This is a genomic window from Streptomyces sp. NPDC059008, from assembly GCF_042749045.1.
In the GTDB taxonomy this organism is placed as follows: domain Bacteria; phylum Actinomycetota; class Actinomycetes; order Streptomycetales; family Streptomycetaceae; genus Streptomyces.
This window is the reverse complement of the sequence record NZ_JBHYJC010000002.1, coordinates 134,529-146,690: the sequence shown is the minus strand read 5'-3', so window position 1 is coordinate 146,690 and position 12,162 is coordinate 134,529. Positions and strand designations below refer to the sequence as shown.

Sequence of the window (12,162 nt, the reverse complement as noted above, 5' to 3'; positions counted from 1 at the left end):
GAGGGGGTGATCAGATGGCCTCTGGTGATCTGGTCACCCTCCCCGGGCACATACAGTTCGGCGAGCTGCTGCTCGGCCCCGCCACCCCCTACCGGTGGCAGACGCTCACCGGGTGGGAGGACTCCCCCGGCCTCGATTCCGGCACGGTCAACCGCTCCAGCGCTCACGGTGCGTTCCCCGGGCGTCTGCTGGCGCAGCCGCGCACGATCACGGTTGACGGACTGGTCGTCCGTGCCGAACCGGGCGCTCTGGGGACCGTGGTGCGGCACCTGGCCACGGCAACCGCGCTTGGTGACGACGAGGTACCGCTCGTGGTCATGCTCGACGACTCCGAACCGCTGTTGTCCTGGGCCCGGTGCATACGCCGTTCGATCCCGGTCGGCCGGGGCGGGTACGCGCTCGGCATCGCCGCTGGCGGCGCCTTGCAGTTCGAGGCCACCGACCCGCGCCGGTACTCGCTCACCGAGCAGCGCGTCGAGACGCGACTGCCCATGCCCGAAACCGGCCTCGACTGGCACCTCGACCCCGGCCCCGAACGCCTCGACTGGCCGCTCGCCTTCGGCGCTCCCGGCTCGACGGGAAGTCTCGTTGCCGTCAACGAGGGCGACACCGCCGCGCACCCGATCATCATGTTCCGCGGGCCGGTCGACCGCCCCTCACTGGCTAACCTGGCCACCGGCGACGTGATCGAGTACGACCTCACGCTCGCCGCCGACGACGAGCTGCTCGTCGACACCGCGGCCGGCACGGTCACGCTCAACGGCACCGCCTCACGGCTCTACACCGTCAGCGCCCGCAGCGTGCCCGAGGAAACGTTCACCCTCCTGCCCGGGACCACGAACTACGCCTTCCGGGCCGCCCCCGGATCAACCGACCCCCGCGCCGCCTGCTCCGTGCGGTGGCGCTCCGCTTTCTGGTGACAGGAGGTTGCCCGTGACGGTCCGCGCCGCGTGGCTGCTGCCCGAAGGACAGACCCGAGAAGACACCCGTCTCGCACCCGTGACACCGATGGCGCCCGAGAGCGAGCTACGGTCCCGCGGGGGCGTGATCGCAGGAGGTGACCCACTCAAGGCCACCGGCGCCGGCCTCATGCAACTGCGGATCGGCACCGGCCGCGCCATCGTCCAAGGCACCGACGCCCAAGGCGCCTACCCCATCGCCGTCACGTCCCCCGAGACTCTGACCGTCGCCGACGGCGACCCGCAGCACTCCCGTATCGACTCGGTCATGCTGCGCATCTACGACGGGCTGTACGACACCAGCGAAACCACCACGGCCACCGTAGAGATCGTCCAGGGGGCCGCGGCAACAACCCCGGTCGCGCCGCCCCTTCCACCCGCGTCGCTGCGTCTGTGGGACGTGACCGTGCCCGCAGGCGTCTCGGCCGGCGTCGGCGGGCTGGACTGGTCGAACGCGCTCGCCGACCGACGCCGCTACACCACCGCCCTCGGCGGGATCATCCCGCGCGGCTGGGGACTGGCTTTCGACGGTGCACACGACGGCCAGTACCGCGACGACGGCGCCGCGGGACTACAGCGCTGGAACTCCGCCGCCGGCGCCTGGCTGCCCTATCCGTATGACTCCGGTTGGCGGCCTCTCGCCCTGACCGCCGGCTACGGCAACCCCGGACACGGCATGCCCGCAGCATGGCGCCGCCTCGGCTCCATGGTGATGCTGCGCGGCCGGATCGCCCCCACCAAGACCGGCACCACCATCGCCAACGGCGCCACCATCGCGACCCTGCCGGCCGATATCCGCCCCGCCGGCGGCAAAGAGTTCGCCTGGGCCTCACCTCGCGATCAGACGAACAAGGGCCCCTCCGTCACCCGCGTCGAGATCAACGTCGGCGGCACGCTGCGGATCTTCGAGTCGCACGACCTGCCCTCGTGGATCAGCCTCGACGGCGTCACCTACTGCACCGACTGACACAGAGCAGGGGGTGAGCGCATGCCCACCCCCGCCTATCGGGCGCTGTTCTGCGATCTGCGCACCGACCAACTGCTCGACGTCCTGCCGCTGCAAGGCGTCGCGCTCGACGACTACCTCGGCAAGACGGGTACCTGCTCGGGCACCATCCCGATCCCGAACGCCCAGATCGCCGCGCGTGTGCGCGCCGCCGTTGTCCCGGGCCGGACGGCCTTGTGGATTGAGCGGGGGCGCGAGATTTGGTGGGGCGGGATCCTGTGGACCGCTGCCGTTCAGTCCAACGACCGTGGGTATCTCGACATGCAGGTGCAGGCCGGCACCTTCGACAGCTACCTCGATCACCGGCGCTTGTTCGACACGTTCGAGGCCCGGGGCGTCGATCAGTACGACATCGTCCGGCGCCTGATCGACTACGCGCAGCAGACTGCCGGCGGCGACATCGGCATCGAGTGCGGAGCGGACGTCTCCGGCATGCTGCGGGACCGTATCTACAGCCGGTACGACGTGCCCTCGATACGCGAGCTGATCGAGCAACTCGGCGCCGTGGAGAAGGGGTTCGAGTGGCGCATAGCGGCTCACCGCGACCCAGAAAGCGGCCGGCGCATCAAGCGCCTGCACATGGGCTCACCGGTGATCCGGACCGGGACGAGTGAGATCGTGCTCGACCACCCCGGTCCGGTCACGTCCTACACGTGGCCGGTCGACGCCAGCGTGCTAGCCAACGGCTGGCAGAGCCGCGGTGCCAGCGACAACCAGAACCAGGCCGCGGAGACTGTGCCACTGCTGTCCGATCTGCTGGTCGACGACCGCGCGATCGCCGCCGGCTGGCCGCGCCTCGACGGCACGTCGGACTACTCCACCGTCATCGAAAAGAAGACGCTCAACGCTCACGCCGTAGCCGACTGGAGCACCGCCCGGCAGCCGCGCAGCATCCCCGAGGTCACCGTGCACATGGGCCGAACTCCCCTGTCCCCCGCGCTGCTCGGCGCCACCATCCGGCTCCGGATACGTGATCTGTGGTGGCCCGACGGACTCAACGAGCGATACCGCGTCGTCGGCATGGCTATCACGCCCCCGGAGCGCGGCCGTCCCGAAACCGCGAAACTCTACCTGGAGGCGCCCTGATGGCAGCGATCCCCCTCGACCTCCTCGACCGCATCCGCGCCCTGGAACGGCAGGTGCGCGAACTCGCCGGACGCGCCCACATGCGACCAGCCCTGAACCAGATCAATCACGGTGCCGTCCGGATCGGGGAAGGCGGCAGCCTCGACGTACGCTCCCCCAACGGCGCCCAAGTCCTGGGCGTGGGGCAGTTCGGTACGGGCCGGTACGGCGTCAGCGCAGCCCGCGAGGACGGTACCGGCGTCGCGTTGGAGATCGGCGGTAATGCCGACACTTCCGCCCAGATGATCCGCCTGTTCGCGCGCGGCGGCTACCAGTCGCCGATTGTGATGGACGACGCGCACGCCGACGGCTACCTCGGCCGCCCCTGGATCCCCATCCCCTGCGCCCCCTACGTGGACTTCACCAGCGGCGATGAAGTTGCAGTGTTCTCCGGGCAGATGCTCACCCAGCACAAGGTGCTCCGGGTGAATCTTCAGCTTTCCGGCCCCATCGGCACGGCCGCGGAGGTTCTGATGCGGATCGGCGGCACGCAGTACGGACCGACATGGACCCTCAGCAGCACCGCCAGGACGCGTGATGTCAACGAGCGCATCGTGCTACCTGCTGTCGATTTCCCGTACGGGACGGACGTCTCCGTGGTCATGTGGGCCCGCCGCACCGCCGGCGCCGGTACATGCGCTCTCCGCGTCCGCGGCATCTGGGGCCTGAACACCATCAACGCCAACGAAGCTACCTAGGAGACGTGTGCTCCCCGAAGCCATACCCGTTGTGACCGTCACCGGACGTTTCCTCAGCCCGGACGGCCGCCCCCTGTCCGGCAGTGTCACTTTCCGCGCGCCGGCGCAGCTCACGTTCCCGGAGGCCGACGTGATCCTCGGCGGTCCGGTCGTCGCCGCCCTTGATTCACAGGGGCAGATCTCCGCGACCCTGCCCGCAACCGACGCCCCGCGCATGGATCCGGCCGGCTGGTCGTACACCGTGACCGAGCAGCTCACCGGCATCCCCAACGGCCGCGCCTACAACATCCTGTTGCCGGCTGCCGAGCCGCAGGTCGACCTCGCCGACATCGCCCCTACCGACCCGACAAAACCGAACTACGTGGCCGTAGTCGGCCCCGAGGGACCGCGCGGCGAGCCGGGCTCAAGCGCGTACGAGGTTGCCCTCGCCGAGGGTTTCAGCGGCGCTCCCGCCGACTGGCTCGCCAGCCTTGTCGGCCCCCAAGGCGAACCGGGCCCTGCCGGCCCGCCCGGCGCCGACTCCACCGTGCCCGGCCCCGAAGGAGCACAAGGCCCGCAAGGCCCCGAGGGACCACTGGGTCCGACCGGCCCCCGCGGACCCAAGGGTGACCCGGGCTCCGGATCCGTGAATACCGTCAACGGCAACCCCGGCCCGGACATCACCCTCGCCGCGGCCGACGTGGGCGCGCTCGACCAGGCCGCCGCCGACGCCCGATACCTACAACCGACCGACGCGCCCGTGCAGTCGGTCAACCACAAGACCGGCGCCGTCGTCCTGGACGCCGCCGCCGTCGGCGCGATCCCCGCCTCAGCAGCCGGCGCTGCGGGCGGCGTCGCCGCCCTCGACGGCGACGGACGCGTGCCCGCCGCGCAGCTCCCCCCGGCGAGTGGTGCCCGCAATGTCTGGACGCCGCAGGCCCTCGGGTTTCAGGCGTGGACGTGTGACCCGTACACGATCGCCAACCCCGTAGCGAAGTACCTCACGCCCCAACGGCTTTACGTGTGCGGCATCAACATCACAGAGCCAACCGAGGTCGACAGGGTGATCATGTTCGCCCGTGGTTATGGGGGCGTGTCCGCCAACCGTTTCGCCGCGGGCATCTATCGCGAGGATGGAACGAGGGTCACCAGCAGCACCACGCCGGTCACCCTCGCCATGGCCGGGCAGACGGCCGGCAGCCCGCCGCAGATGGTCGACAACCACATCGGGGCAACGCCGGTCCCCATGCCACAGGCCGTGACCCTGTCGCCCGGCCGCTACTGGGTGACGTGGGTTCTCACCACGGGCGGCACAGCGGATTACGCGTTCTACCACGTACAGAACGAGGCCCCCGTCGCCGCGGCGAACTTCTTCCTCGGCACACCGTTCGCCCGCGCCTGGTACCTCAACGCCCAGTCCAACACGCCCACCCGGCTGAACCAGGCCGCGCCGGGCGTGCTCACTGATCACGACATTCCGATCATGGCTCTCGCCCTGGCCTGACCACCCCTACCCCGCACGCCCGAGCGCACCGCGCCGGGCGTTTTCTCATGCTTGGAGGCATACCGCATGGCATCTCCCCTGTCCGCCGACCGCCTGCTCGCCGCGCTGCGCGCCGAGGGCGTCAACGTCATCGAGTACGGCAACTGGCGCACCCACAACCGCAACCACAAGGGCGCATGGGGCCCGATCAATGGCGTGGTGATCCACCACACCGTGAGCTCTGGCACCGATGCGTCGGTGCGCATGTGCTACGACGGCTATGCCGAACTTCCCGGCCCGCTGTGTCACGGCGTGATCGCCAAGAACGGCGACGTCTACCTCGTTGGCAACGGCCGCGCCAACCACGCTGGCAAGGGCGACGCCGACGTGCTTTCTGCCGTCATCGGCGAGCGTGCCCTGCCCCGCACCACCGACAACAACCGTGACGGCAACCCCCACTTCTACGGCTTCGAGTGCATCAACCTCGGCAACGGCGCGGACCCCTGGCCAGAGGCGCAGCTCGACGCCATCGAGCGCGTCAGCGCCGCCCTGTGCCGCGCGTACGGCTGGAGCGCGGCGAGTGTGATCGGCCACAGGGAGTGGACGTCCGACAAGATCGACCCGCGCGGGTTCTCCATGAACACGATGCGCGAGCGCATCGACCGGCGCCTGGAGCACGGAGGCCGTAGCGGTTCGTACACCGTCAAGGCCGGCGACACCCTCAGCTCGATCGGCCGGGCGCACGGTGTGCCGTGGAAGGAGATCGCCGCCGCCAACGGACTCCGTGAGCCGTATGTGATCAAGCCGGGCCAGTCCCTCACTCTCCCCGGCAAGCCCGCTCCCGCCCCGCGATTCGAGCCGTTCCCCGGCGTCGAATTCTTCAAGTCCAACCCGCGTTCCCCGGTCGTGACGGCCATGGGCCGACGCCTCGTCGAGGTCGGTTGCTCGGCCTATGGCTCCGGGCCCGGTCCGCAGTGGACCAGTGCCGACCGCGCAGCGTTCCGCAAGTGGCAGGAGCACCTCGGCGACGACCCGCAGTACTGCGACGGCTGGCCCGGCCGCAAGCAGTGGGACGCACTGAAGGTTCCCAAGGTCTGACCCCGCCCTCACCCGCCGGCCCGCACCCGCGGGCCGGCGGGCCTGTCTACCACTTCACGAAATGAGATACCCCCATGACTGACGCCACCCGCCGCACCATCCGCACCGTCCTACAGACGACGGTCGCCCTCGCCGTGCTGCTGCCCACCATCGTCGAAGCCTCCGGCATCCCCGCATCCCTGCCGTGGGTCGCCGGCGCCCTCGCCGTCGCCGGCGGACTGGCCCGAGTGATGGCTCTGCCCGGCGTCCAGGCGGTCATGCCCGGATGGCTGCGCTCCGAGCCACGCCCCGACGACGAGCTGCGGGCACTCGCAAAGGGCGACGGGGGCGGCGCATGACCGAACGCGACCCCGGCGACGTTGCTCTCGAACTGGAACGCCTCCGCGGCGCCGTCGACAAGGGTTTCGCGCGCGTCGACGGCTCCCTCGCCCTCCTCGTCCAACGATCCGACCAGTCCGACAAGCAGCTCGCCGACCACGAACAACGGCTCGACAGCCTAGAACGGGCCCGCTGGCCGCTCCCCAGCCTGGCCGCCCTCGTCAGCGTCGCCGCACTCGCCCTCGCCCTGTGGCAAGCCACCACCGCCCACTGATCAACACGCCCCGTCGCCGACTATGCCGGCGACGGGGCGTGTTCTGGTTGATCAGCAAGTGCAGACGAGATTCCGCCAAGGCAATTGGTTCGGCCCCCTGGCCCCGGATGGTGCCGTGCTGCCCGAGGACCGCGAACTAGCAGCCAGCCCCAACGTCACATCGTGGCTGGATTGCACCGCCACCAGGTCGATTGTCAGTGCTGTATGCCATCGTCACCACTGAGAGCCGCAAGCATGTCAGCGGCTCTCGACAGGGTACGAGAAGTGAGCCAAGGGGGAGGCATGGCTGGCGACGGCTTCGATGTAGATATCGACCAACTCAAGTCCGCCGCACCTACATTCCACCGGGAGTCTGTCGCTCTGGAACGTGCGACGACCAAGCTCCGGCATGCCCTCAACGGATTAGGGGAGCCGTGGGGCGCTGACGAGCAGGGCAAGAAGTTCGAGCACGTCTACGCCCCGCACCGGGCGCAGATCGAGAAGGCAGCCGCAGCTCTGACCAAGGGCTTGTCCAGCATCACCAAAGCCATGAACGACATGGCAGCCAACCACCATGACGCGGACCAGTCGGCCAAGTCCGGCTTTGAGGGCGGTAAGCGATGAGCGCTGCCGACAAAGCCAAAGAGATCGTCCAGGACCTTACCGGCATGTGGTGGCCGGAAGGCGACGAAGACGAGTTACGCGAAGCCGCGCGGGCCTGGCGTACGTACGCCGACGACGTCCAGGACTGCACGGCGGCCTGCCACAAGAAGGCCCAGGACGTGATCGACAACAACAAGGGCCAGTCGATCGAAAAGTTCGGCGAGTTCTGGCGCAAGTACCACGGTGGCGGCAAGGGCTACCTCGACGATGTAGCCACCGCCGCTCGCGACATGGCCAAGGCCCTGGACAAGTACGCGGACCAGGTCGCCGAGGCCAAGAAGAAGATCGAGCACGAACTGGAGATCGCCGGCGCGGTCCTGGTCGCCGGTACGGCCCTGGCCATCTTCACCGGCGGCATCAGCGAAGTCGCGGCAGTGGGCGCCACCGAGGCGATCGTCGCCGCAGCCAGCACAGCCGGGGTTGCGGTCTCCGCCACCGTCGCCGAAATCGCCGGAACTGTCCTCGCCACCGCTGCCATCGGCGGCATCGAAGCCATCACCGTGGACGTGGTGGTCGCACAGGGCGGCCGGAACCTCCTCGGCGACCAGCACGGGATCAACCTCCAGGAAGCCAGCGACGCCGGCAAGACCGGCGTCCTCTTCGGAGGGGCCTTCGGAGCTGGAGCCGGCGTGGCTTCTCGGGTCGCCAAGGGGATGGGCGCAGAGTCCGCCCTCGGTGCGACCAGAATCGACCTTCAGGGGATCAGCTCCCTGCGCGTGCCAAGGGCCGGCTCGCACAACATGAGCCGCCACTACGACGCCCGGGTTGCCCCTGACTCCACGGTCCCCGCGCCACCCAAGACAGCAGGTGATGCTCATCTTGCCGCCGGCGATCCTGTGTACTACCGCCCCGGCTCAACGGGGATCGGCTACGACTCGGCAACTCTGAAGAACATGGACTGGGTGAAGCCGAAGGACGGTTTCCACGATGTCGTCATCCACGGCAATGACCGTGGGTTCTTCGAGCCGGGCCGCGTCAACGCGCACGGCAACGGATTCTCCGGTGGGAACACGCACCCGGCCCAGATCGCGGAAGCCATCCGGAACAATCCCAACTATGACGGCGGACCGGTCAGGCTCGTATCCTGTCATTCGGGAACGGCCGGTGAGGGTGTGAGCGTCACACCGGCAGCGCAGCAGGTGGCGAACGAACTAGGCGTCCCGGTTATGGCCCCCACCAACAAGGTGGGCGTGATGAGGGGCGCCGGTGCCGGCCAGGAGCCGATCATCTTCGGCGACGGTTACTGGCGTACCTTCCTGCCCATAGCCCAGTGAGCACTGACACCAAGGACCCTCGATGAAAATTCTCGGTCATTACCAAGAGCTGTGGCTGGAGCGCGCTGGGACCCCCGACGGGAAACTCCAGGACTTCACGCAGGAGACAGGCGAACCGGACGAGAACCGCATCGTGCAGTATCTCCGCGCCGGCGAAGAGCTGTTCTCAGCCATGGGCACTGTCAGCGACGTTCTGGGATCGGACGAGCGCATCCTGGGCGGGGACTCCGTCCTCACCGATGGCGAGTGGATCTGGCGCGGGGATCTGTGGTTCTACCTGAGCCGCTACCACGTGCGCCTTCCGGACGACTTCCTCTCCCGTGTCCGCGAGCATGGGTACGCCCTGCCCGTTGTGGATGAGGCGCGCCTGATTTCTTTGTCTGACGAGTTGCACGAAATCCTCTAAACCCTTCGACGCACTCGACAGAAGCTCGCCATGCCTCCGCTTCGGCCATGTGCCGGAGCGGAGGCGTTTCACCGCATGGCTGGGCTCCTCCAGTCCCTATGCAAACCTGGGTCAGGCCGCCACGGGCAGAGCCTGGATGCGCTCTCGAAACTCACGAACCGCAGGAACCGACCGGTGTGGGCTGAGCCGTTCGGAGAACTCCTTCAGCCGGTCCAGTGCCCGCACCGAACTGACCTTGTCTTCGAGCAGCTCGGCACCGTAGTTCGCGGCGTCGAGTGCTCCATCCAGGTCGTTGCCGGCGAGTCGGGCTTCGGCCAGACGGCTGGACCTGACGGCCTTGTCGCGGGGTGCGGCCTTCTTGACGGCGGTCTCTAGAGAGCTCGTGGCGCGTTCCACCTGGCCGGAGCGCAGCATGACCTTGCCTTCAGTCGATTTCAGCTGCGCTTCGCCGTACCAGTCGAGCCAGTCAGGAGATTCGTCTTCCGCGTGGCGGTCCCAGAGGGAGAGGGCGCGGTTCAGTGCTGCGCCGGCCTTCTGGTGGTCGCCGTCGCGGGAGTGTGCCTCGGCCTGGTGCAGGTAGAGGAACGACTGGGTGTAGGGCGACAGCTTTCGAGGAGCGTTGTCGATGGCGGTCGAGATGAGTTCGACGCGCTCCGCGGTCCGCCCGGCCTCTGAGACGTGGACGCCCATCTCTGCGAGGACGAAGGCCCCGAAGGCATCGTCCCCGGCAGTGCGAGCACTGCGGAGAGCTCCCACGTAGTGCTGCTGTCCGGCAGACCGAAGGCCGGCGTCGTAGGCCATCCAGCCCGTCAGATGCGACACCCGCGCCGCCAGCGCGTACAAGCGGCTGCCTACTCCTTCGGTGTACCGGCCAGCGCTGAGGAGCCCGGTGATCAGGGCAAGGTCGCCGCGTGCCTGTTCCAGCAGCCGGGCGCCCCCGAGTTGGTCATCTAGCGTTCGGAGAGTGCTGACGCGCTGTTCGATCGTCGAGACCATCGTGTCCGTGACGCGATCTCCATCGAGAGCGGAGGCGAACGCCGATGGCGCTTCGGCCCAGCTCGCTGCCAACCCCGTCAGCGCAGCGCCCGTGATGGTGAGAAATCCCCGACGGTCCATGCGGCCACTCCCTACCAGATCAGCCAATGCCTCCACGGTACCGGCCTCGGTCCAGGGGACAGAAAGCCCGGTCACTTCCCATACGGGGAGCCATCGCGGCCACCCTTCGGCCTGTACGTGCTCGTGCGGGACGCACAACAGGTCGCCGAGCACGCGTTGAGCATCCGCGTCAGGCTCCTGCCCGTTCTCCCATTTCCAAACGGTCGTGCGGTTGGTCGCCAGCGGAACTCCCAGCAACTTCCCGTGTGCTCGCATGAGTCGTGCGAATTCCGCCTTGCCCCATCCGTGCGATTGCAGGACGAAGCTCAGCGGGTGGACTGGTAACGGTTCACCAAGCACGTCGTCGCTCCCGTCTCCCCCTCGCGGCGTAGTTCGGAGGCTACTCCCGGTGTGTGCTTCGTTGGGGTTGCGTCGCACAGGAGAAACCCCCGAGAAACGTTCCGCGTCTGCACTCTGACGCCGTTGACTGTGCATCAGCCGTTCCGAAGGCCGGCGCACTGAGCGACAGCCTCGCGAACGGCTACCCAGATCGGCGGCTCCATTACCCGCCCCCGTCGGGGATGGAGTCGCCTTTCCCATCCGCTTCGGAGGCGTTTGCCATGCCTACGCTCGTCGCTCGTATCGCCCTTGCTGGTGCGGAGGAAGAGGTCCCCGCTGCCCGACGTCAGGTCGTTGACCAGGTACGTGCGTGGGGCATCCCTCTGGACGACGAGACAACCGACGCCATCCGCCTCATCGCCTCCGAGCTCATCACCAACGCCGTGGTCCACGGACAAGGGACCGTCACCATCTGGCTGCACTACCAGCCCGGCCGATTGGTGATCGAGGTATTCGACGGCAACGGCCTTGCTCCGCTGATGGGTTGTGCCGGATCAGCGGACGAAAGTGGGCGTGGCCTAGCTTTGGTCGACTTGCTCGCGGTGCGATCGGGATGGCAGTCCGTCGAGCACGGGAAACGGGTATGGGCCGAAGTCGCGCTTCCGAAGCCGGTGCCCGCGATGCGAGTTGAAGTGCTTCGCAAGTTCTTCATGGCTCGGTTCAACCTGAACGTCAGCACATCATCGCGATGGCAACTCACCCTGGCAGTGGCCTGATGGGTCGGCACGCGTTACGCCCGTCACCTCTGCCCGATCCTGACGTCGTGTTCCGGCCCACCCGCCGGGATATCGACCCGATCGCAAGAGAGCCCACGGAAAACGCCCTCTGGGACCGCCACGATTGGCAGCCAGGTGGTGAGTGCTGGCTCTGGTGCGGGCGCGATGACGTCGAGGTGACGTGGATCGGCCCTGTCCGGTCCAGCGGCATGCATGCTGCCCTCTACGCCTGCCGCGCGTGCCTGTACCAACTGGACCAGCGAGTCCTGAACGCCAACATGCGCAAGGACGCGAGCGTCCTGCCCGGCAACCGCACAGCTCGACTTCGTGACACAGGCCGCGACCGCAGAGCCGCATCCCAGCGCGGCCCCCACTGACCCCGCCCCCACGTCGTTCCACATCTCCCACGGCCGTGGGGGCGGCCTTGCTTCCGCCGGAACCCCTGGCGGGAGAACCGAAGAGGAAGGAGCACGAGGTGGCACAGAGCACGACTCCGCCTCCGGCCCAGAGCGGCCTTCTCGTGACGGTGGAAGAGCTGACCGCCGTCCACGATCGGTACGACAGCCTCCGGTCCGACAACGCCGGCAGTTCCGGCGATGCACCGTGGCCAGGTGGTGACGGCAACCTGAGCGACACCGAGTAGTGCCGACTGGCGGGGGTCCGAGCGGTCTGCCGCGTCGGGCCCCCGCT

The 12,162-nt window shown here is 68.2% G+C and carries 14 protein-coding genes; 13 read left to right on the top strand and 1 reads right to left on the bottom strand.

Annotated features, from left to right (window positions below; all coding sequences use genetic code 11):
* Window positions 1-14 precede the first annotated feature (14 nt).
* From ACFWZH_RS03545 to ACFWZH_RS03495, 11 genes are all read left to right on the top strand, one after another.
* Window positions 15-920, top strand: coding sequence for a phage distal tail protein (locus ACFWZH_RS03545; protein WP_384424893.1), 906 nt, complete (start codon window positions 15-17; stop codon window positions 918-920).
* A 13-nt stretch (window positions 921-933) separates the two neighbouring features.
* A complete protein-coding gene (locus ACFWZH_RS03540) occupies window positions 934-1,926 on the top strand; it encodes a hypothetical protein (protein ID WP_384424891.1) in 993 nt (330 codons plus the stop codon).
* A gap of 21 nt (window positions 1,927-1,947) precedes the next feature.
* Entirely contained in the window at window positions 1,948-3,051 is a 1,104-nt protein-coding gene (locus ACFWZH_RS03535; protein ID WP_384424889.1) for a hypothetical protein, read from the top strand.
* A complete protein-coding gene (locus ACFWZH_RS03530; RefSeq protein ID WP_384424887.1) occupies window positions 3,051-3,788 on the top strand; it encodes a hypothetical protein in 738 nt (245 codons plus the stop codon). The genes ACFWZH_RS03535 and ACFWZH_RS03530 overlap by 1 nt, the downstream gene beginning before the upstream one ends.
* A gap of 31 nt (window positions 3,789-3,819) precedes the next feature.
* Window positions 3,820-5,271: a hypothetical protein gene (locus ACFWZH_RS03525; protein WP_384424885.1), complete on the top strand. Its 1,452-nt coding sequence runs from the start codon at window positions 3,820-3,822 to the stop codon at window positions 5,269-5,271.
* A 66-nt stretch (window positions 5,272-5,337) separates the two neighbouring features.
* A complete protein-coding gene (locus ACFWZH_RS03520) occupies window positions 5,338-6,348 on the top strand; it encodes a peptidoglycan-binding protein (protein ID WP_384424883.1) in 1,011 nt (336 codons plus the stop codon).
* 74 nt (window positions 6,349-6,422) lie between these two features.
* Window positions 6,423-6,686, top strand: a complete 264-nt coding sequence (locus ACFWZH_RS03515; protein ID WP_384424881.1) for a hypothetical protein — start codon at window positions 6,423-6,425, stop codon at window positions 6,684-6,686.
* On the top strand, window positions 6,683-6,940 hold the full coding sequence (locus ACFWZH_RS03510; protein ID WP_384424879.1) for a hypothetical protein: 258 nt from the start codon (window positions 6,683-6,685) through the stop codon (window positions 6,938-6,940). The genes ACFWZH_RS03515 and ACFWZH_RS03510 overlap by 4 nt, the downstream gene beginning before the upstream one ends.
* A 282-nt stretch (window positions 6,941-7,222) precedes the next feature.
* On the top strand, window positions 7,223-7,543 hold the full coding sequence (locus ACFWZH_RS03505) for a WXG100 family type VII secretion target (protein ID WP_384424877.1): 321 nt from the start codon (window positions 7,223-7,225) through the stop codon (window positions 7,541-7,543).
* A complete protein-coding gene (locus ACFWZH_RS03500; protein ID WP_384424875.1) occupies window positions 7,540-8,856 on the top strand; it encodes a WXG100 family type VII secretion target in 1,317 nt (438 codons plus the stop codon). The genes ACFWZH_RS03505 and ACFWZH_RS03500 overlap by 4 nt, the downstream gene beginning before the upstream one ends.
* Window positions 8,857-8,878: 22 nt before the next feature.
* A complete protein-coding gene (locus ACFWZH_RS03495; RefSeq protein ID WP_384424873.1) occupies window positions 8,879-9,262 on the top strand; it encodes a hypothetical protein in 384 nt (127 codons plus the stop codon).
* Window positions 9,263-9,373: 111 nt separating this feature from the next.
* On the opposite strand, the gene ACFWZH_RS03490 is transcribed toward ACFWZH_RS03495, so the two are convergent.
* Window positions 9,374-10,717 (bottom strand): transcriptional regulator, encoded by a 1,344-nt coding sequence (locus ACFWZH_RS03490; RefSeq protein WP_384424871.1) that lies wholly within the window; start codon window positions 10,715-10,717, stop codon window positions 9,374-9,376.
* 260 nt (window positions 10,718-10,977) lie between these two features.
* Here ACFWZH_RS03490 and ACFWZH_RS03485 point away from each other — a divergent pair, with 260 nt between their 5' ends.
* Both ACFWZH_RS03485 and ACFWZH_RS03480 read left to right on the top strand, forming a co-directional pair.
* A complete protein-coding gene (locus tag ACFWZH_RS03485; RefSeq protein ID WP_384424869.1) occupies window positions 10,978-11,472 on the top strand; it encodes an ATP-binding protein in 495 nt (164 codons plus the stop codon).
* A gap of 475 nt (window positions 11,473-11,947) precedes the next feature.
* Window positions 11,948-12,115, top strand: coding sequence for a hypothetical protein (locus ACFWZH_RS03480; RefSeq protein ID WP_384424867.1), 168 nt, complete (start codon window positions 11,948-11,950; stop codon window positions 12,113-12,115).
* Window positions 12,116-12,162: the final 47 nt, after the last annotated feature.

Coding starts and splice junctions, on each gene's coding strand:
- ACFWZH_RS03545 (WP_384424893.1), top strand. CDS start 15: ATGGCCTCTGGTGATCTGGTCACCCTCCCCGGGCACATACAGTTCGGC.
- ACFWZH_RS03535 (WP_384424889.1), top strand. CDS start 1,948: ATGCCCACCCCCGCCTATCGGGCGCTGTTCTGCGATCTGCGCACCGAC.
- ACFWZH_RS03530 (WP_384424887.1), top strand. CDS start 3,051: ATGGCAGCGATCCCCCTCGACCTCCTCGACCGCATCCGCGCCCTGGAA.
- ACFWZH_RS03520 (WP_384424883.1), top strand. CDS start 5,338: ATGGCATCTCCCCTGTCCGCCGACCGCCTGCTCGCCGCGCTGCGCGCC.
- ACFWZH_RS03515 (WP_384424881.1), top strand. CDS start 6,423: ATGACTGACGCCACCCGCCGCACCATCCGCACCGTCCTACAGACGACG.
- ACFWZH_RS03510 (WP_384424879.1), top strand. CDS start 6,683: ATGACCGAACGCGACCCCGGCGACGTTGCTCTCGAACTGGAACGCCTC.
- ACFWZH_RS03505 (WP_384424877.1), top strand. CDS start 7,223: ATGGCTGGCGACGGCTTCGATGTAGATATCGACCAACTCAAGTCCGCC.
- ACFWZH_RS03500 (WP_384424875.1), top strand. CDS start 7,540: ATGAGCGCTGCCGACAAAGCCAAAGAGATCGTCCAGGACCTTACCGGC.
- ACFWZH_RS03495 (WP_384424873.1), top strand. CDS start 8,879: ATGAAAATTCTCGGTCATTACCAAGAGCTGTGGCTGGAGCGCGCTGGG.
- ACFWZH_RS03485 (WP_384424869.1), top strand. CDS start 10,978: ATGCCTACGCTCGTCGCTCGTATCGCCCTTGCTGGTGCGGAGGAAGAG.